Source organism: Mycobacterium sp. IDUB_19 (genome assembly GCF_055419445.1).
The window spans coordinates 1-17,289 of the sequence record NZ_JBVAXR010000013.1; the positions used below are offsets into that span (position 1 = coordinate 1).

Consider the following 17,289-nt stretch of genomic DNA (forward strand, 5'->3'; position numbering starts at 1 on the left):
TGGGTCAGGGCGCCGGACTGCCGAAGCATCGCGTCGACCAGGGTGGTTTTTCCGTGGTCGACGTGGGCGACGATGGCGACGTTGCGAAATGACACGCGGTGATTGTGGCAGCGGTGACCCACCAATGGCGAACTGAGCCGCTCACCAGCGGCTTGGTCAGTGCCGTTACCAGCCGCGGCGCCGCGGTGCCGAACCCACCAATTGGTGCTTGTCCGCCACGTCGCGGCTTCGGTAGACGATGTAGGGCCGGAACAGGTAGCCGATCGGCGCGCTGAACGCGTGCACCAGCCGGGTGAACGGCCACAACGCGAACAACGCGAGCGCGATGAACACGTGGATCTGGTAGTAGAACGCCGCGTGCGCCATCAGGTCTCCGCGGGGGTCGAGCATCCAGATCGACCGGAACCAGATCGACACTTTCCGCCGGTAGTCGTGCAGCTCACCGAAATGTGTGGCGCCGGCCAGGGTGCAGCACATCCCGGCCACCAGCGCGCACACCAGCACGGCATACATCAGCTTGTCGTTGCGGGTGGTGGCCAGGAACACCGGCCCGTAGGTGCGCCGCCGGTAGATCAACAACCCGATGCCGGTGATGGCCGCAAATCCGGCGGGCACACCAAGCAGCAACGCCTGCAGGTGATAGAGGTGATCGCTCATCCCGAGCGCCTCGGTCCAGGACTCCGGAACGAACAGACCCATGATGTGGCCCATGATCACCATCAGGCTGCCGAAGTGGAACAACGGGCTGCCGATCGACAGCAGCTTCGACTCATAGATCTGCGACGAACGAGTGGTCCAACCGAACTTGTCGTAGCGATACCGCCACCAGGTGCCGACGGCGACGATGGCCAGCACGACGTAAGGCGCATCGTCCCAGAAGATTTCGAGCAGTTTCATGTGCACGAGTGTCAGCCTCCACTCGTGCGCTTGGGCGGGACGGTCAAGGTAAACGGCTGCAGTCCAACGGCTTCCGCGGGCGGGCCGGCCTTGGCGAGCCGTTCTGCCCGGCGGGCCTCCTGGTCGGTCGCCACCGGCAGGGTCTCGCAGACCGCCGCGATGGTGTGCGCGTACGGCGACCCGGCAGCGGCCAGGGCACCCGACAACACGTCGATCGGCACCCGGTGCTCGATCAGCAACCGCCGGCCGACCTCGTGGTCGACGGTAGCGGCGAATTCCAGCACAACGGGCAGATGATCCGGCGCCTCGGCACGCGGCGGCTGCACGCCCGCGCTGCGATAAGCGTTGGCGAATGCCAGCATTTCATTGCCGCGGTTACGGGTGTCCCCCGCGGTCCAGTAGGTCAGGTACATCGTGGCGCGCCGGCGCATGTCGAAGGTTTCGACGTAGTTGGTCGCGGCGGCCATCGGCTCGAAAGCCCGCAGCGCCGTGACCGTCCGGCCGAGCAGCTCGGCCGCCGGCCCGCTGATGTGGTCCACCAGCTCCTCGACGGTGTCCAGTCGCTCGGCGTGCCCTTCGTCCGGATAGGCGAGCAGTAGGGACGCCGACTGCCACACCAGCCGGTCGTGAATCGTGCGGCGGCGTTCGGTGGCGCGGGTCAGCAGCCTCATCGCTGCACCGATTCCGACTCGGGGAACAGACCCGCGGGCGCGCCGTTGCCGTCCCAGTTGAGCAGGTTCACCCGGGAACGGCGATGGCTGCCCGGGCCCGGCTCCTGCCCGTGCTGGCGCTGCTGGAGCGCGTGGAAGGTCTCCACGGCGACCGGCACCGGCGCTCCGCTGCCCTCGCCGAACGGGCCGTGTTCATACATGCCCGGCCCGTCGTCGTATGACAACGAGCAGCCCATCTCGTCAGCCATCGCCGCGGCCGGCAGATCCGCCGCATAGGCCGTCGGAATGACATAGCGTTCTTCGTATTTCGCAATGGCCAGCAGCCGGTACATTTCGTAGATCTGTTCTTCGGTCATCCCGACGGAGTGCGGAATGTGCGGTTGGGTTTCGCGGCCCAGGTTGATGTCGCGCATGTAGGACCGCATCGCGGCCAACCGCTTCAGCACGCCCGCGACGACTTCGGTGTCACCGGCGGTGAACAACTCGGCCAGGTACTGGATCGGGATGCGCAGCGACTCCAGCGCGCCGAAAAGATTGCCCAGATCCTCACCGTCGTGACCGTCGTGACTGACCGCGTCGACCACCGGCGACAGCGGCGGGATGTACCAAACCATCGGCATAGTCCGGTATTCCGGGTGCAGCGGCAGCGCCACTCGGAAGGTATTGATCAGAGCGTAGACCGGTGACCGCTGGGCCGCCTCGATCCACTCGTCCGCGATGCCCTCGGCCCTCGCGCCGGCGATCACTTCGGGATCGCCTGGGTCCAACAGGATCTGGCGTTGCGCCTCGTACAGGTCGGCGTCGTTCTCCACCGACGCCGCCTCGAGCACCTTGTCGGCGTCGTAGAGCACCAGCCCCAGGTAGCGCAGCCGGCCCACACAGGTTTCCGAGCAGACCGTGGGCAGCCCGACCTCGATACGCGGGTAGCACAGCGTGCACTTCTCGGCCTTGCCGGTCTTGTGGTTGAAATACACCTTCTTGTAAGGACATCCGGACACGCACATCCGCCAGCCGCGGCAGCGGTCCTGGTCGACCAGCACGATGCCGTCCTCGGTGCGTTTGTACATCGCACCCGACGGGCACGAGGCCACACAGGAAGGGTTCAGGCAGTGCTCGCAGATACGCGGCAGGTAGAACATGAAGGTCTCTTCGAGCCTCAGCTTGATCTCTTCGCTGACCTTCTTCAAAATCGGGTCGTTGGGCACGATCTCGGGCGAGCCGGCCAGGTTGTCGTCCCAGTTCGATCCCCACGACACCTTCATCTGCTTGCCACTGATCAGGCTTCGCGGCGCGGCCGTCGGGAAGGTGTCACCGGCCGGCGCCTGGGTCAGGTTTTCGTAGTCGTAGGTCCACGGCTCGTAGTAGTCGCCGATGGTGGGCAGCCTGGGGTTGGCGAAGATCCGCAGCAACTTCTGCAAGCGCCCGCCGTCGCGCAGCCGCAGCCGGCCCTTCTTGTCGCGAATCCACCCGCCGCGCCAGCGGTCCTGGTCCTCATAGGTGCGCGGATACCCCACGCCGGGACGGGTTTCGACGTTGTTGAACCACACGTACTCGGTTCCGGAGCGGTTGGTCCAGGCCTGCTTGCACGTCACCGAGCAGGTGTGGCAGCCGATGCATTTGTCGAGGTTCATCACCATCGCCATTTGCGCCATGACCTTCATCAGTAAGTCACCTCCTGGCTGCGGCGGCGTACCACGGTCACCTCGTCACGCTGGTTACCGGTGGGACCCAGGTAGTTGAACGCGAATGCGTGCTGGCCGTAGCCGCCGGCCAAGTGGCTGGGCTTGATTCGCACCCGAGTCAGCGCGTTGTGGTTGCCGCCGCGCTTGTTGTTGGTCTCGGTGCGCGGCGTGTCCACCGTGCGTTCCTGCACGTGGTAGACGAACACCACGCCGTCGGGCATCCGGTGCGAGACGATCGCCCGGCACACATAGATGCCGTTGGCATTCACCGCCTCGACCCAATCATTGTCGCGTACTTGAATTTTCGCGGCGTCTCCCGGACTCATCCACATGGTCGGACCACCGCGGGACAACGACAACATGTAGAGGTTGTCCTGGTAGGTGGAGTGGAACGACCACTTCGAATGCGGCGTCAAATACCGCACGGTGAGCCCGATTCCGTCGTATCCAAGCTCGGGCTGGTTGAACAGCCGCGCCATGTCCAGCGGCGGCCGGTAGACGGGCAGCTGTTCGCCGAGCTCCTCGACCCAGTCGTGGGCAAGGTAGAAGTGCATTCGGCCGGTGAGGGTGTGGAACGGCTTGAGGTGTTCGATGTTGATCGTGAATGGAGCGTAGCGACGGCCACCGGTCTCGCTACCGGACCATTCCGGGCTGGTGATCACCGGGACCGGCCGCGCCTGGGTGTCGGCGTAGGTGATCCGCTTTTCCTCGCTGCCCTCGGCCAGATGCGCCAGCCGTTGCCCGGTGCGCTTCTCCAGCTCCAGGAAACCCTCGACAGCCAGTCGGCCATTGCAGGTACCGGACAAGGCGAGGATCACGTCGGCCATCCGCTTGGCCGTGGTGATCGCCGGACGGCCTGCGGCCACACCGGAATTCATCACCCCGAACTTGGCGGCCAACTCGCTGACCTCGCGGAAGGGATGGACGGTGTAACCCTTGACGGTCAGGCCGAACTTGTCTACGAGCGGTCCCAGAGTCACCCACTTGTCGTAGATCGCGGGGTAGTCGCGTTCCACCACGGTGAGCTTGCCCATCGTCCGGCCGGGCACCGGGACCTCGTCGTTGTGCAGCCAATCGTGCTCTGCGCCATCCGGATACGCCATCGCATCCGGGGTGTCATGCTGCAGCGCGGTCAACACCACATCGCGGCGAGTGCCCAGGTGACGCTGCGCCATCGCGCTGAACGCGCGGGCGATGGTGGCGAATGCGTCGAAGTCCGAACGGGTTTCCCACGGCGGGTCGATCGCCGGACTGAACGCGTGCACGTACGGGTGCATGTCGGTGCTGGACAGGTCGTTCTTCTCATACCAGGTGGCGGCGGGCAACACCACGTCGGACACCAGCGTCGTCGACGTCATCCGGAAGTCGATCGACATCATCAAGTCAAGTTTGCCCTCGGGAATATCGGTGTCCCAGTTGACGTCTTGGGGCCGCACGCCTTCAGCCGGGGGCTCAGATTGCACGTTGGAGTCCGTGCCCAGCAGATGCTTGAGGAAATACTCGCCGCCCTTGCCCGAGGAGCCGATCAGGTTGGAGCGCCAGACGGTGAGCACCCGGGGCCAGTTGACCGGATCGTCGGGATCGGTGATCGAGAGTTTCAGCTTGCGCTGGGCAAGTTGCTCGGTGACGTAGGCGGATACGTCGCGCCCGTCGGCGTCGGCCTCGTCGGCGACGTCGAGACTGGATCGGTCGAACTGCGGATAGAACGGGCTCCAGCCCATCGCCGAGGCCGAGGCCAGCAGGTCGATCGTGTGCTTGTCGTCGAACTTGCCGCTACCGAGCGGGCTGGCCAGCTTGTCCGCGCCGTAGGCGTCGTAGCGCCATTGGTCGGTATGCGCATACCAGTAGGAGGCGCCGGGTACCTGGCGCGGCGGACGCGACCAGTCGCTGGCATTCGCCATGGTCTGCCACCCGGTCAGGGGACGCACCTTTTCCTGACCGACGTAGTGGGCCCACCCGCCGCCGTTGCGTCCCATCGATCCGGTCAGCATCAGCAGGGCCAGCACGGAGCGGTAGATCACATCGCTGTGGAACCAGTGGCAGATGCCGCCACCCATGATGACCATCGACCGGCCGCCGGATTCCTCTGCGTTGCGGGCGAATTCCTTGGCGACCCGGATGGCTTGCGCGGCAGGCACACCGGTGATCGGTTCCTGCCACGCCGGGGTGTTCTGCTGGGAGGAATCGTCGTAACCGGTGGGCCATTCGCCGGGCAGGCCCTCGCGCTGGACCGAGTAATGCGCCAGCATCAGGTCGAACACCGTGCAGACCAGATGCTTGCCGACCCGGCGCACCGGTACCCCGCGGCGCGCGGTTTCGCCGTGGCCGTCGATCGTGTCGAAGCTGGGCAGGTCGACCAGGGCGTAGGAGCATTCGCCTGCTGCGCGTTCGACGCTCAGCGCCGGTATCAACGAACCCAGGTCGAGATTCCACTTTCCGATGCCGTCCTCGCCGTAGCGGAACCCCAGCGATCCGTGCGGCACGACTACGTTGTCGGTGACCTCGTCGAGCAGCGCGGGTTTGAACGCCGAGTTCTCGACTTCCTCGCCGATGTCGGCCGCGGTCAGGAACTTTCCGGGCACCAGAGTGTCGTCGCGCTGATCGAGCTTGATCAAAAACGGCAGGTCCGTGTAGCGGCGGACGTAGTCGACGAAGAACGGAACCGGCTTGCGCACATAGCATTCCGTCAAGATGACATGGCCCATCGCCATCGCGAGCGCCGCGTCGGTACCGGCGGCACAACGCATCCACTCGTCGGCGAACTTGGTGTTGTCTGCGTAATCCGGGCTCACCACAACAACTTTGGCGCCGCGGTAGCGCGCTTCGGCCATCCAGTGCGCGTCCGGGGTTCGGGTGATCGGGACGTTGGAGCCCCACATCATCAGATACGACGCGTCCCACCAGTCGCCGGATTCGGGCACATCGGTCTGGTCGCCGAACACCTGGGGCGACGCCACCGGCAGGTCGGCGTACCAGTCGTAGAACGACGTCATCACGCCGCCCAGCAGCGAAACGAACCGCGATCCCGCGGCATGGCTGACCATCGACATCGCCGGGATCGGTGTGAAGCCGGCGACGCGGTCGGGTCCGTAGGTCTTGATGGTGTGCACGTGGGCCGCCGCGATCATCTCGCTGGCCTCGGCCCAGGTCACCCGAACCAGGCCGCCCTTGCCGCGGGCCTGCTGGTAGCGGCGCCGGCGCTCGGGATCGGCCTGGATGTCGGCCCAGGCCAGCACGGGGTCACCGAGCCGGGCCTTGGCCTCGCGGTACATCTCGACCAACACGCCGCGGGCATACGGATAGCGCACCCGGGTGGGCGAATAGCTGTACCAGGAGAACGAGGCGCCGCGGGGGCATCCGCGCGGCTCGTATTCGGGCCGGTCCGGGCCGACGGAGGGATAGTCGGTCTGCTGGGTCTCCCAGGTGATGATCCCGTCCTTGACGTAGATCTTCCACGAGCACGATCCCGTGCAGTTGACCCCGTGCGTCGATCGAACCACCTTGTCGTGGCTCCATCGGTCGCGGTAAAAGACGTCGCCTTCCCGTCCGCCGCGCCGGGTGACCGTACGCAGATCCGCGGAGAACTCGCCGGGCGTGAAGAATCGCCCGCTGCGTTCCAACAGCTCCTCGAGCGCCCCACCGACGTGTGGTGTAACAGTCAAGCGTTAATCCTCCCTAACTCATTGACGCGGCGCCGCGGCGCCGGGTTCACAGCGATAGCCACAGGGGAAGGCGCGCGAATTCCTGCGCGGGAGGCCAAGACCAGGCCGTTCGGCGAGCACTCGGGATCGATACCGGCATGAAATTCCAGCTCAGAACCTAGTGAAATAATGACCGTTGCTAACAGTTAACTACGCATACCTTCAACGAGACTGTGCAGCGGCTGACTATCGTCTGTGGAACTGTCAGCAGTCGGCTGTGAGCGCGTGGTCCAGGTTCTTCAACCATCCGCGATCGGCCGGCACCCAGTCGACCTCGGGCAATTCGGCCGCCGTCACCCAGCGCAGTGCCCGGTGGTCGTGCGGATGGGGTTCACCGCCGACCAGGCGCACGAGGTAGGCCCGCAGCGTCGTCGTGTCGTTGAGCGAAATATCGTCGCCGAGACGCTCCCCCACCACGACGTCACCGATCGTTATGCCCAACTCTTCGGCGAGCTCACGGGCCAGGGCCGCACGCTCGGTTTCGCCGGGCGCGACTTTACCGCCGGGAAGTTCCCAGCGTCCGGCCAACTCCGGCGGCCGCACGCGTTGCGCAACCAAGACGGTGGAGCCGCGGATGACGGCTCCGGCGACGACGACCTGGGTCGGCATGGCCGGGTCAGCCGTCCACCGCACCCCGGACCGCTTCGACGAATGCGCGCAGGTCACGTTCGCGATCCCCGAAGCGAAGCGGCCAGTGCGTCAGCCGCAAATCCGTGACGCCTGCTTTCGCCAACGCGGCGGCGTCGGCGGCGACGGTGGCCAGATCCGGCCCGTCATCGGCGTCGGCCTTTACCCGAAGTGAGCCGGTGACGCCGAAGCCATGCGGGTCGCCGCCGGCGAGTTCGACCGCCTCCCGCATCCGCAGAATGCCGTCGGCGATGTCGCGGGCGTCCTGGCCCCAAGGGATCCAATACTTTCCGAACCGCGCGAGCCTGCGGGCGACGGCACGATTGACCGTTCCGCTCACCCAGATCGGCACCCCGCCGGGCTGCAGCGGTTTGGGCATCTGGTGGATCCGGTCGAAGGTCAACTCCGGCGACGCGTAGCTGACTTCGTTCTCTCGCCACAACCGCGTGCACACCTCGAGCGTCTGATCCAGGATGGCCCCGCGTTTGGCGAAATCGACTCCGACCACGTCGTATTCCTCACGCTGCCAGCCGACGCCCACCCCGAGATCGACCCGGCCATCCGATAAAACATCAAGCGTGGCAACGGTTTTCGCGAGAACAGCAGCGGGACGCAGCGCGGCGAGCAGAATGTTGGTACCCAACCGGATGCGCTCTGTCCGCGCCGCGAGGTAGGTCAGCACGGTGAGCGGCTCCAGCCAAAGCCCATCCGGCCCGGTGGGCTGGCGACCGCCGGCAGTCCCGCCTACCCCGGGGTCGGCGTACGCGTCCATATGCATGCCGAACGCGACGTGCTCGGAGACCAGCACGCGGTCGAACCCGCAGCTCTCCAGCAGGTGCGCCCAGTCGGTGAGGTGCTCCCAGCTGGCCGGTGCCTCGGCCGAAAAGGAGGGGATTCCCATCGAGAGCTGTATCGGGGCCATGCGGCAGGTTAACCGATCGGCATGGGCCGATCGCCCGCCGCATCGACAGCCGGCTCCCGCTCACCCGGAAGGTGATCGAATGTATCTGCGATGCAATAGGTTCTGCGCGGCGGAAGCTACTTGCGCAGGGTGAACTGGTTGACGTCGATGTAGCCCGTCCGGAATGCGTCGGCGCAACCGGTCAGGTACCTCATGTATCGCTGGTAGACCTCTTCGGACTGGATCTCGACGGCCTCGCCATGGCGTGCCTGCAAGGCCTCGGCCCAGAGGTCGAGCGTCCTGGCGTAGTGCAGCTGCAGGGACTGCCGGCGAGCGAGCGTGAAACCCATCTTTGACGCGTGGAACTCCACCATTTCGATCGGCGGAAGCTGTCCGCCGGGGAAGATTTCGGTGCCGATGAATTCGGTGAAGCTTGCCACCTCGTCGGACAACGGCAGGCCGTGCTCGACCATCTGTTGCGGGGTCAGCATAGTGATTGTGTGCAGCAACATCACCCCGTTATCGGGCAGGGTGCGGTAGGCCATCGCGAAAAAGTCGTCGTACCGGTCATAGCCGAAGTGCTCGAACGCACCAATGGAGACGATCCGGTCGGCGGGCTCGTCGAATTCTTCCCAGCCGTGCAGCAACACCCGCCGGCTGCGGGCAGTGTCCAGTGCGTCGAACAATCTCTGAACATGGGCGGCCTGGTGTTCGGACAACGTCAAACCGACGACGTTCACGTCGTACTTCTCGATCGCACGGCGCCCCGTCGCGCCCCAGCCACAGCCGACATCCAAGAGCTTCATGCCGGGGCGCAGACCCAACTTGCCCAGCGACAGATCGATCTTGCGGATCTGCGCCTCTTCGAGGGTGATGTCTCGTAGGCGATCAAAGTAGGCGCAGCTGTAGGTCATGGTGGGGTCGAGGAACAGCCGGAAGAAGTCGTCGGACAAGTCGTAGTGTGCCTGCACTTCTTCGAAGTGCGGCGTGAGCTTCTCGGACATGGCGGCCACGTGCCTCCCTAACTCCGGGGCCATTAGTGCGGTCACGAGATGGCCGCACGAATGGTTCATCCTCGATTTCCCGCAATTGACGGCGTCAAACCTCCAGGTACTCGCGCTGCCGGTCCGACGCGCCGGGTCCGTGGCGTAACGTGGCAGCTAGCAAGCTTTTTCGAGGAGAGAGGTTGTGACTATGGCTGTGTTAACGGACGAACAAGTAGATGCCGCACTGCCCGACCTCGACGGCTGGGAACGTACCGACGGAGCCTTGCGCCGCTCGATCAAATTCGAAAGCTTCCTGGCCGGCATCGACGCGGTGCGCCGGGTGGGCGAGCACGCCGAAAGCAAGGATCATCACCCAGACATCGATATTCGTTGGCGGACAGTGACTTTCGCGCTGGTTACGCACTCCGAGGGCGGTATCACCAAGAACGACGTTGAGATGGCGCGCGATATCAACAGGATCGTCGCGGGCTAGCCCAGCGACGACGCGGCAGGCGCTTGCGGCGGCTGAGCAGCTGACGAGTCGGTCCCGGCGGCATGTTTGCGTGATGCGGCGATGACAATCAGCGTGGCCATTGCCGCCACCGTGTAGACCAGTCCGGCCCAGGCCAGGTACCAGGGTCGGCTGATCTCCCAGATGTTCGGCTGAGCGAACAGCAGCAGCCACGGCACGCCGACGATGGTCAATGCCAGCCAGCCCCAGCCCGCGATCCGCATCTCAGGTCGCTCGCGCAACGGTCCGTGAATCAGCCAGATCATCAACGGCACCAGCCATACCCAGTGGTGGGTCCAGGAAATCGGCGACATCAGCAGTCCGAAAATCTCGACCACCAGCAACTTGCCGAGCCGATCCGGAGAGTCCACCGCGCGCCACGCCAAGACGGCAAGTACCGCCGTGACGGCGATGACGCCCAAGACCAGCGGAGAAAAGCCGGCGTCGTAGCCCAGGATCCGGGAGATTCCGCCGCGCCAGGATTGATTGATCGACGTCGCGATCGGCCCCACCCGATGCGCGTCGCCGAGTAGATCGGTGAAGTAGTAGCGAGTCTGATCGCCGACGATCAGCGCCGACAGCGCAACGGTGGCACAGAAGACCACCGCCGAAAACGCGGCCGCGGCAAACCGCCGGACGCCGACGAGGTAGACACCCGCGATGGCCGGGGTCAACTTGATCCCCGACGCCACGCCGACCAAGAGCCCCGATAGCCACCAGCGCGTGGTGTAGATCGCCCAGAGCACCCCGAGCATCAAGAAGACGTTGATCTGCCCGTAGTCGAAGTTGTTGCGCAGCGGCTCAATCCACATGGTGATCGCCGTCCACGCCATCGCGACACGCTGACCGGCGCCGCTCTGGACACCGACTAAGTGCTGGCTGATCCGCACCGAGCCGTACAACGCGGCGATCATGGCCACCTGCCATAGGAAACCCACCAGGGGAAACGGCAGCAGGTGCAACGGGTAGAACACGATCGCCGCGAACGGCGGATACGTGAACGGCAGCGGGAAATCCGGCGTGTGCTCGCTGTAGACGAAGTTGTACAGGGTGCCGGGATGGTCGATGGCGGCCGCGCCGCCCAGATATACGTGCAGGTCGACGAAGTTTGCGCCGTTGGGCGTCAGGTACGTCAAGCCGAGTCGTGCGGCGATGCTGACGATCAGCAACAGCGGCGCGGCGGTGCTGATCAGGCTCGCCAGCCGCCGGGAGATGGGTGCCGCCGGGGCGGCAACAGTGGTGTTTATCTGCCTGACTTTAGCGATCGCGTCGGGCGCCGTGGTGTTCTCCGTCGTCACCGCCTCCGGATGTACCGCCGCGGCCTTTGCCGACGATCCGCAGTTCGGGGCCGTGTCGGCAACCGTCTGGTCACCGCCATCACTCGTATCGGTAACGATCAAATAAATGCCACACGTGTCACTTGAGTCCCACCCGTATCAAAGTAGCTTTTGGGCCTGTCACCTGTTGTCGATCCCTTGGGGGAGCAATGCCAACCATCTGGACTTACGCGAAAGCCGCCGCCGTTGTCGTCGGTTCGTCCGCCGCCCTACTCGCGGGCGGTATCGCCCACGCCGACCCTGCGCCGATTCCCGACCCCGGCCTGCAGAACATCCCGCAGCAGCTGATCGCTTCGGCGGCCAACGCTCCGCAGATTCTGCAGAACCTCGCCACCGCCCTCGGCGCACAGCCGCCGGCCGCGCCGGCCCAGCCCGGCATCACCTTCCCGGGCCTGCCCTCGGCCGCACAGGCGCCCGCGGCGTCTGCCCCGGCGGGTATCCCGTCCATTCCGGGACTCACGCCGGCCGCGACCACGCCGACCGCCCCCACGGCGGCCAGCCCGACCATCCCCGGGCTGGGCTCGATCCCCGGACTGGCGCAGTCGACGCCGGCGGCTCCCGCCGCTCCGGCGAGTTCCGGGATCCCCGGGCTGAGCTCGATCCCGGGCCTGTCGGCGCCGGCGGCACCTGCCGCCGCCACCGCACCGGCGTCATCTCCGCTGTCGCAGGTGGCGAACGTCAACATGCCGGCGCTGCCGAGCCTGCCGGGGCTGCCGCTGAATGTGCCGCCGAAGCTGTCGCTTCCGGGCGACCTGCCGGCACTGGCCACGGGCGCCGTCCCGGGGACGCCGGCCGCACCCGCCGCAGCCGCGCCGGCTCCGGTGACGCCGCCGTCGCTGTTCTCGGCCCTGCCCTGATCAGTCTGCTAAACGGCTAAACCCACTACCGAAGGACCGGAGGACATCGTGGAAAGCACTTGGAATCTGTCCAGAGGTTTGGCCGCTGTCGTCGTGGCTTCGGCTGCCGCGTTCGGGCTCTGCCCGGGCGCGGCGGCCGACCCGGCGGCACCGCAGCCGACACCGCCGCAACCCAACGCGACCCAGGGGCTACCGGGCCTGCCCGCGTTGTCGCAGCTGAGCCCGATAATCCAGCAAGCGGCGAGCGACCCGGGCCAAGCGACCCAGCTGTTGATGGCCGCCGCGCAAGCGTTCGCCCACAACCCATCGACGCCCACCGAATCGAAGAATGTGGCCGCGTCGGTGAATCAGTTCGTACAGGAGCCGGGCGCCCCGCTGCCCGGTGCGCCGGCCCCAGCGCCTAACGCCGCGCCGGCCGAGCACGTACCCGCGGTCGGCGTCGTGCCGGGCGCCCAGGCACATCTGCCGACGGGCATCGACCCGGCACACGCCGCGGGCCCGGCCCCGATTGCCGCTCCGTCGGCTACTCCGCCGGCGGCCACCCCGCCCGCTTCCGCACCGACACCCCACGGGATCGCTCCAGGGGCGGCCCCCGGCCCGACTCCGACCGCACCCGACGCGGCGCCCGCTCCGGTAGCAGCACCGGCAGCTGCGCCCGCCCCGGGCCCGGCACCCGCGCCGGCCGCTGCACCCGCACCGGCACCGAACCCGGCTCCGGCACCGGGCGCCCCCGCGGCGGCAGCTCCGGATTTCGGCCCTGGCGCACCGATTACGCAGGACTTCATGTATCCCTCGATCGGCAGCAATTGCCTCGCGGACGGCAGTAGTTCAATAGCGGCGGCACTGTCGGTGGCCGGCCCGGCCACGATTCCGCTGCCGGGTCCGCAAGCCGGCCAGACCGCCTACGTGTTCACCGCGGTCGGCACGCCCGGACCAGCCGAGGTGCAGAAGCTGCCACTGAACGTCACCTGGGTCAACCTGACCACCGGCAAGTCGGGCACCGTAACGCTCAAGCCCCGCACCGACATCAATCCCGACGGGCCGACGACATTGACCGGAATTGCCGATACCGGTTCGGGCAGCGTCATGTCGACGATCTTCGGTCAGGTCACGACCAAAGAGAAGCAGTGCCAGTTCCTGCCCACCATCGGCTCAACCGTGGTGCCGTAAAAGCCAACTAACCAACCCCCTAGCGCGAGCGCGCGTGTCCCGCACGACACGTGCGCTCGCCTATGTGTGGGGGGCGAACTTAGTACGCCATGAACAGAATTGCGTCGCGGTCGTACTCCAGACCCGGATGAACGCTCGACAGGTGGGCCTGGGTCAGTTCGACCAGCTCATCCTCATCTTTGCCGACGATGGCTTCTCCGCACGGACACGTCAGGTGTGTCTTCACGTTGCCGCCTTCCCTTCTGGTGACCTACTACTTTGCCGCCTTGGCTGCTGCTTTCATCTGCTTCTTGTACGAACGCACTTCGCCCATCGATTGGGCGTCGACGATGTCGGCGACGGAGATATGGGTGCCCGCCTTACCGAACTGCCCGGCAGCCGCGCGCCAGCCTTCGACAGTGACGCCGTACTGCTTGCCCAGCAATGCCAGGAAGATCTGCGCCTTCACCTCGCCGAAACCGGGCAACGACTTGATTCGCCGCAACAGCTCGTTGCCGTCGGGGTCGCCGGCGGTCCACAAGCCGGCGGCGTCACCGTCGTAACGGTCGACGATGATCTGGGCCAAGGTCTGGATACGCTTGGCCATTGATCCCGGAAACCGGTGTATCGCAGGCCTTTCCGAGCACAGCGCGGCGAACTTATCGGGGTCGTAGTCAGCGATCTCGACAGCACCGAAGCTGCCCATCCGGTCCGCGATCTTCTTGGGTCCCGAGAAGGCGGTCTCGAACGGCACCTGCTGATCAAGAACCATCCCGATGAGCAGGGCCAACGGGTTCTCGTCCAGCAGCGCGTCGGCCGCGGGATCTTGAGCGAGCCAAAGTGTCACCGTCAACGACCAACCTTTCGCTCAACACCCTAAGACTTCGACAGACTACCTACCAGAAAGGCGGTGACGACCAGCGGATAACCGCCGAGCTATCGTGACGTGGTGGTGGATGAGGCCAAATTGGCACTGATGCTGGCCCGGGATGAACTGCATCAGCTCGTGACTGCTTATTGCCGGGCCGTCGACCGCGCTGATTATGAAGCGCTGCGGAACCTGTACCACCCGGACGCGACCGACGCGCACGGCTCGTTCTCGACGGGCGGCGTCGAACAGTTCATCGCCCAGCTACAGGCGGCGGAACCGTATGTACGTGTCTCCCAACACAACATCACCACCACGAACTTCGTGATCGAAGGTGACGGGGCCCGCGGCGAGGTCTATTGCCTGGTGTTTCACACCTTCGCCGGTCCCGACCACGACATCGACGTCGTCATCGGCGGCCGATACCTGGACACATACATCAATCACGACGGCACCTGGAAGTTCCTCCAACGCACCATCGTGGCGGATTGGGCATACCAAAACGACCCGTCCCAAGTGGACTTCGGACATCCCAGCACCCGGGGAAGCCTGCGCGGCAAGCCGGGCCAGGCAGACCCTTCGATCGGGCTACTCGCCCCGCCCCAAGGCTAGACGAAAAGCTCTGTCTGCCAACGGCTCTGGGTAACTTAGCCGCCGCTCTTGCGGCGGAATTCCCGACGGCTGCCCGCCGCTCCGTGGGCCCGAGACTGCTTGCCACCACCGTCTTTGTGATCGGATCCGCCCGCCGACTTGGACATCTTGCGTTCCAGGGCTTCGCGAAACTTGCGCTTGTTCTCGTCCTCTGCCCCCGAAGCATCCTGCTTGGAGTTCGATTCAGCCATACCGGCAGCCTAACCCGTTACCGCTTGCCCGGAGGCATGCCGTAGAGGTGGGAGATCGGCAGCGTCAGCACCACCCGCCGGTCGGTGACCATCGCCTGCCGGTACTCGTCCCAATCCGGATGCTCACCGGCGATGTTGCGATACAACGCAATCAGTGCTTCGACGGTTTCGTCGTCGGGTGCGGCGGCGCAGGGCGTCAGTTCCGCCGTGCCCTCGGCGACGGCATACGACCAGCCGTCGTCGGAGTCGACCAGGATCGAAGCCCGCGGATCACGGCGCAAATTGCGGGTTTTGGCCCGCGGCTCGGTGATCGATACCCGAATCACCAACTCGCGCGGATCGAAGTGATAACTGACGTTCGACAGTTGCGGCCGCCCGTCGCCTTTGATTGTGGCCAGCACCCCGAGGGAGTTCCCTTTGATCAGTGCCAGCAGCTTGTCGTCGAAGACTTGGCGTCCCATCCCCAAAGACTACGTCGCTCTGGTGCAATCGGATGATGACCAAGTACGCGGTGTTCCTGCGCGGCGTCAACGTCGGCGGCGTCAATCTCAAAATGGCCGAGGTCGCGACGGCCCTTACCGACACGGGGTTCACTGCCGTGCGCACCATCCTGGCCAGTGGCAACGTGCTGCTGGAGTCCTCGGCCAAGACGGCCGGAGTGCGCAAGAAAGCCGAAGCCGCCTTGCGGGAGAGGTTCGGTTACGACGCGTGGGTCCTGGCCTACGACATCGATGCGGTGCGCGCCATCCTCGACGCCTACCCGTTCGAGCCCGAGGTCGACGGGTATCAGTCCTACGTCACGTTCGTCGCCGACACCGCGGTGCTCGACGAACTCGCCGGGCTGGGCAAGCAAGCCGGCCCCGACGAGAAGATCCGCCGCGGTGACGGCGTCATCTACTGGCAGGTGCCCAAGGGCAGCACGCTGGACAGCACGATCGGCAAGACGATGGGCAAGCCGCGCTACAAGTCGTCGACCACCACGCGCAACCTGCGCACCCTGGCCAAGCTTTTGCGGTGATGCCCAGCCCAAAGATCGGTAAGGTTTGCCCCGATGACCTCTGCTCAAGAGCACGGAAAAGAGAAGGTCTCGCTGGACGGTGTCCCCGAGACCGCCCTGCTGACGCTGAATGCGCGGGCCCAGGAAGCGCGCCGCCCCGATCCGCTGATCGTGGATCCGATGGCGATAGCGCTGGCCGATTCGATCCACTACGACTTCGCGAAGTTCGGTCGAACTCGTCAGGACATCGCGTTGCGCTCGCGGCTCTTCGACACCCAGACCGCGTCTTACCTGGCCGGGCATCCGACGGCCACCGTAGTCGCGCTGGCCGAGGGCCTGCAGACCAGCTTCTGGCGGTTGGACGCAGCCCTTCCGCAAGCTCAATTTCGTTGGCTGACAATCGATTTACCGGAAATCATCGATATCCGCGACCGGCTGCTGCCGTCCTCGTCACGGGTTTCGGTCTGCGCCCAGTCGGCGTTGGAGTACAGCTGGATGGACTCGGTCGACGCCGACGGCGGCGTGTTCATCACCGCCGAGGGACTGCTGATGTATCTACAACCCGAGCAAGCGGTCGGGTTGATTGCCCAGTGCGCCAAAAGGTTTCCCGGCGGCCGGATGCTGTTCGACCTGCCTCCGGCGTGGTTCGTCAAGGTGAGTCAGCGCGGCATGCGAACCTCGCGAGGTTACCAGGGGCCGCCGTTGCCGTTCGGCCTGTCGGCTGCCCAGGCGGCCGATCTGGTGAACACCGTGCCGGGTGTGCGCGCGGTCCACGAATTGCGGCTGCCACCAGGACGCGGTCGCGCGTTCAACGCCGCGGTGTCGATGATCTACCGCGCCCGCGCTTTCAAAGCGCTGCGGCCATGCTTGACGCTGCTCGAATTCGGCTAGCGCGAATCCTCGTCGGGCACCGCCTCGATGTAGCGCAGCGCGTCGGCCTTGCTCAGCCCAAGTCCGCGGGCCACATGGACGTATTCGCGGGCCGCGGCCGCCATCGCCGCGTCGGTCGGATCGTAGCGGGCAATGAAAGTGCCGAAACGACCACGGGTTTCGACAATGGCCGCCGTCTCCAGCTCACGGTATGCGCGCGCCACCGTATTGACGGCCACACCGAGTTGGCCGGCCAGCTCGCGCACCGTCGGCAACCGGCTGCCGGGCGGCAAAGCGCCATCCCGCACACCATCGATGACCTGCGTCCGGAGCTGGTCGAACAGCGGCCGGCCGCCCTTCAGGTCGACCCTTAGCCATTCGCCCAGCTCCACG

At 65.6% G+C, this 17,289-nt stretch carries 20 protein-coding genes; 6 read left to right on the top strand and 14 right to left on the bottom strand.

The genetic code is table 11. The annotated features are described in order from the left end of the window. The 8 genes from ACZY0B_RS12700 to ACZY0B_RS12735 all read right to left on the bottom strand — a co-directional run. Positions 1-95 (bottom strand): GTP-binding protein (locus tag ACZY0B_RS12700; RefSeq protein WP_463764600.1); only part of this gene is annotated, 95 nt, incomplete at its 3' end. A gap of 70 nt (positions 96-165) precedes the next feature. Beyond that, positions 166-897: a respiratory nitrate reductase subunit gamma gene (gene narI / locus ACZY0B_RS12705; protein ID WP_463764468.1), complete on the bottom strand. Its 732-nt coding sequence runs from the start codon at positions 895-897 to the stop codon at positions 166-168. Between the two features lie 11 nt (positions 898-908). Next, the gene (narJ, locus tag ACZY0B_RS12710; RefSeq protein WP_463764469.1) at positions 909-1,568 is read right to left on the bottom strand and encodes a nitrate reductase molybdenum cofactor assembly chaperone; all 660 of its coding nucleotides are present in this window, start codon (positions 1,566-1,568) and stop codon (positions 909-911) included. After that, positions 1,565-3,229 (bottom strand): nitrate reductase subunit beta, encoded by a 1,665-nt coding sequence (gene narH, locus ACZY0B_RS12715; protein WP_463764470.1) that lies wholly within the window; start codon positions 3,227-3,229, stop codon positions 1,565-1,567. Before narH ends, narJ begins: the two co-directional genes overlap by 4 nt. After that, positions 3,229-6,912, bottom strand: coding sequence for a nitrate reductase subunit alpha (locus ACZY0B_RS12720; protein WP_463764471.1), 3,684 nt, complete (start codon positions 6,910-6,912; stop codon positions 3,229-3,231). Before ACZY0B_RS12720 ends, narH begins: the two co-directional genes overlap by 1 nt. 243 nt (positions 6,913-7,155) lie before the next feature. Further along, positions 7,156-7,560 (bottom strand): (deoxy)nucleoside triphosphate pyrophosphohydrolase, encoded by a 405-nt coding sequence (locus ACZY0B_RS12725; RefSeq protein ID WP_463764601.1) that lies wholly within the window; start codon positions 7,558-7,560, stop codon positions 7,156-7,158. A gap of 7 nt (positions 7,561-7,567) precedes the next feature. Then, on the bottom strand, positions 7,568-8,500 hold the full coding sequence (locus tag ACZY0B_RS12730; RefSeq protein WP_463764472.1) for a TIGR03619 family F420-dependent LLM class oxidoreductase: 933 nt from the start codon (positions 8,498-8,500) through the stop codon (positions 7,568-7,570). A 116-nt stretch (positions 8,501-8,616) separates the two neighbouring features. Further along, positions 8,617-9,483: a cyclopropane mycolic acid synthase family methyltransferase gene (locus ACZY0B_RS12735; protein ID WP_463764602.1), complete on the bottom strand. Its 867-nt coding sequence runs from the start codon at positions 9,481-9,483 to the stop codon at positions 8,617-8,619. A gap of 190 nt (positions 9,484-9,673) precedes the next feature. Between ACZY0B_RS12735 and ACZY0B_RS12740 the strand changes: the two genes are divergently transcribed. Further along, positions 9,674-9,958, top strand: a complete 285-nt coding sequence (locus ACZY0B_RS12740) for a 4a-hydroxytetrahydrobiopterin dehydratase (protein ID WP_463764473.1) — start codon at positions 9,674-9,676, stop codon at positions 9,956-9,958. Here the strand turns inward: ACZY0B_RS12740 and ACZY0B_RS12745 are convergent. Next, positions 9,955-11,274, bottom strand: coding sequence for a mannosyltransferase (locus tag ACZY0B_RS12745; protein WP_463764603.1), 1,320 nt, complete (start codon positions 11,272-11,274; stop codon positions 9,955-9,957). The genes ACZY0B_RS12740 and ACZY0B_RS12745 overlap by 4 nt on opposite strands. Positions 11,275-11,462: 188 nt before the next feature. Here ACZY0B_RS12745 and ACZY0B_RS12750 point away from each other — a divergent pair, with 188 nt between their 5' ends. Further along, positions 11,463-12,170 (top strand): hypothetical protein, encoded by a 708-nt coding sequence (locus ACZY0B_RS12750; protein WP_463764474.1) that lies wholly within the window; start codon positions 11,463-11,465, stop codon positions 12,168-12,170. A 48-nt stretch (positions 12,171-12,218) separates the two neighbouring features. Beyond that, positions 12,219-13,340 carry an Rv1157c family protein gene (locus ACZY0B_RS12755; RefSeq protein ID WP_463764475.1) on the top strand — a complete coding sequence of 374 codons (1,122 nt, stop codon included), beginning with the start codon at positions 12,219-12,221 and terminating at the stop codon, positions 13,338-13,340. Between the two features lie 79 nt (positions 13,341-13,419). Here the strand turns inward: ACZY0B_RS12755 and ACZY0B_RS12760 are convergent, their stop codons facing one another. Together ACZY0B_RS12760 and ACZY0B_RS12765 are read right to left on the bottom strand one after the other, a co-directional pair. Next, entirely contained in the window at positions 13,420-13,566 is a 147-nt protein-coding gene (locus ACZY0B_RS12760; RefSeq protein WP_084163488.1) for a DUF1059 domain-containing protein, read from the bottom strand. Positions 13,567-13,593: 27 nt separating this feature from the next. Continuing rightward, positions 13,594-14,166: an HhH-GPD-type base excision DNA repair protein gene (locus tag ACZY0B_RS12765; protein WP_463764604.1), complete on the bottom strand. Its 573-nt coding sequence runs from the start codon at positions 14,164-14,166 to the stop codon at positions 13,594-13,596. A 99-nt stretch (positions 14,167-14,265) separates the two neighbouring features. On the opposite strand from ACZY0B_RS12765, the gene ACZY0B_RS12770 reads away from it, so the two are divergent. Continuing rightward, positions 14,266-14,799 (top strand): nuclear transport factor 2 family protein, encoded by a 534-nt coding sequence (locus ACZY0B_RS12770; RefSeq protein WP_463764476.1) that lies wholly within the window; start codon positions 14,266-14,268, stop codon positions 14,797-14,799. Between the two features lie 35 nt (positions 14,800-14,834). On the opposite strand, the gene ACZY0B_RS12775 is transcribed toward ACZY0B_RS12770, so the two are convergent. Both ACZY0B_RS12775 and ACZY0B_RS12780 read right to left on the bottom strand, forming a co-directional pair. Then, positions 14,835-15,029, bottom strand: coding sequence for a DUF5302 domain-containing protein (locus ACZY0B_RS12775; RefSeq protein ID WP_463764477.1), 195 nt, complete (start codon positions 15,027-15,029; stop codon positions 14,835-14,837). A 17-nt stretch (positions 15,030-15,046) separates the two neighbouring features. Beyond that, entirely contained in the window at positions 15,047-15,490 is a 444-nt protein-coding gene (locus tag ACZY0B_RS12780) for a PPOX class F420-dependent oxidoreductase (protein WP_463764478.1), read from the bottom strand. Between the two features lie 35 nt (positions 15,491-15,525). Here ACZY0B_RS12780 and ACZY0B_RS12785 point away from each other — a divergent pair, with 35 nt between their 5' ends. Together ACZY0B_RS12785 and ACZY0B_RS12790 are read left to right on the top strand one after the other, a co-directional pair. Beyond that, positions 15,526-16,047 carry a DUF1697 domain-containing protein gene (locus ACZY0B_RS12785; protein WP_463764479.1) on the top strand — a complete coding sequence of 174 codons (522 nt, stop codon included), beginning with the start codon at positions 15,526-15,528 and terminating at the stop codon, positions 16,045-16,047. A gap of 33 nt (positions 16,048-16,080) precedes the next feature. Then, complete coding sequence (locus ACZY0B_RS12790) at positions 16,081-16,917, top strand: class I SAM-dependent methyltransferase (protein ID WP_463764480.1); 837 nt, start codon at positions 16,081-16,083, stop codon at positions 16,915-16,917. Here ACZY0B_RS12790 and ACZY0B_RS12795 read toward each other — a convergent pair. Continuing rightward, on the bottom strand, positions 16,914-17,288 hold the full coding sequence (locus tag ACZY0B_RS12795; protein ID WP_463764481.1) for a GntR family transcriptional regulator: 375 nt from the start codon (positions 17,286-17,288) through the stop codon (positions 16,914-16,916). The genes ACZY0B_RS12790 and ACZY0B_RS12795 overlap by 4 nt on opposite strands. Position 17,289: the final 1 nt, after the last annotated feature.

Excerpts from the sequence above, each read along its gene's own strand:
- narI (WP_463764468.1), bottom strand. The coding sequence starts at position 897 with ATGAAACTGCTCGAAATCTTCTGGGACGATGCGCCTTACGTCGTGCTG.
- ACZY0B_RS12790 (WP_463764480.1), top strand. The coding sequence starts at position 16,081 with ATGACCTCTGCTCAAGAGCACGGAAAAGAGAAGGTCTCGCTGGACGGT.
- ACZY0B_RS12740 (WP_463764473.1), top strand. The coding sequence starts at position 9,674 with ATGGCTGTGTTAACGGACGAACAAGTAGATGCCGCACTGCCCGACCTC.
- ACZY0B_RS12780 (WP_463764478.1), bottom strand. The coding sequence starts at position 15,490 with ATGGGACGCCAAGTCTTCGACGACAAGCTGCTGGCACTGATCAAAGGG.
- ACZY0B_RS12785 (WP_463764479.1), top strand. The coding sequence starts at position 15,526 with ATGACCAAGTACGCGGTGTTCCTGCGCGGCGTCAACGTCGGCGGCGTC.
- narH (WP_463764470.1), bottom strand. The coding sequence starts at position 3,229 with ATGAAGGTCATGGCGCAAATGGCGATGGTGATGAACCTCGACAAATGC.
- narJ (WP_463764469.1), bottom strand. The coding sequence starts at position 1,568 with ATGAGGCTGCTGACCCGCGCCACCGAACGCCGCCGCACGATTCACGAC.
- ACZY0B_RS12750 (WP_463764474.1), top strand. The coding sequence starts at position 11,463 with ATGCCAACCATCTGGACTTACGCGAAAGCCGCCGCCGTTGTCGTCGGT.
- ACZY0B_RS12775 (WP_463764477.1), bottom strand. The coding sequence starts at position 15,029 with ATGGCTGAATCGAACTCCAAGCAGGATGCTTCGGGGGCAGAGGACGAG.
- ACZY0B_RS12735 (WP_463764602.1), bottom strand. The coding sequence starts at position 9,483 with ATGTCCGAGAAGCTCACGCCGCACTTCGAAGAAGTGCAGGCACACTAC.
- ACZY0B_RS12730 (WP_463764472.1), bottom strand. The coding sequence starts at position 8,500 with ATGGCCCCGATACAGCTCTCGATGGGAATCCCCTCCTTTTCGGCCGAG.
- ACZY0B_RS12725 (WP_463764601.1), bottom strand. The coding sequence starts at position 7,560 with ATGCCGACCCAGGTCGTCGTCGCCGGAGCCGTCATCCGCGGCTCCACC.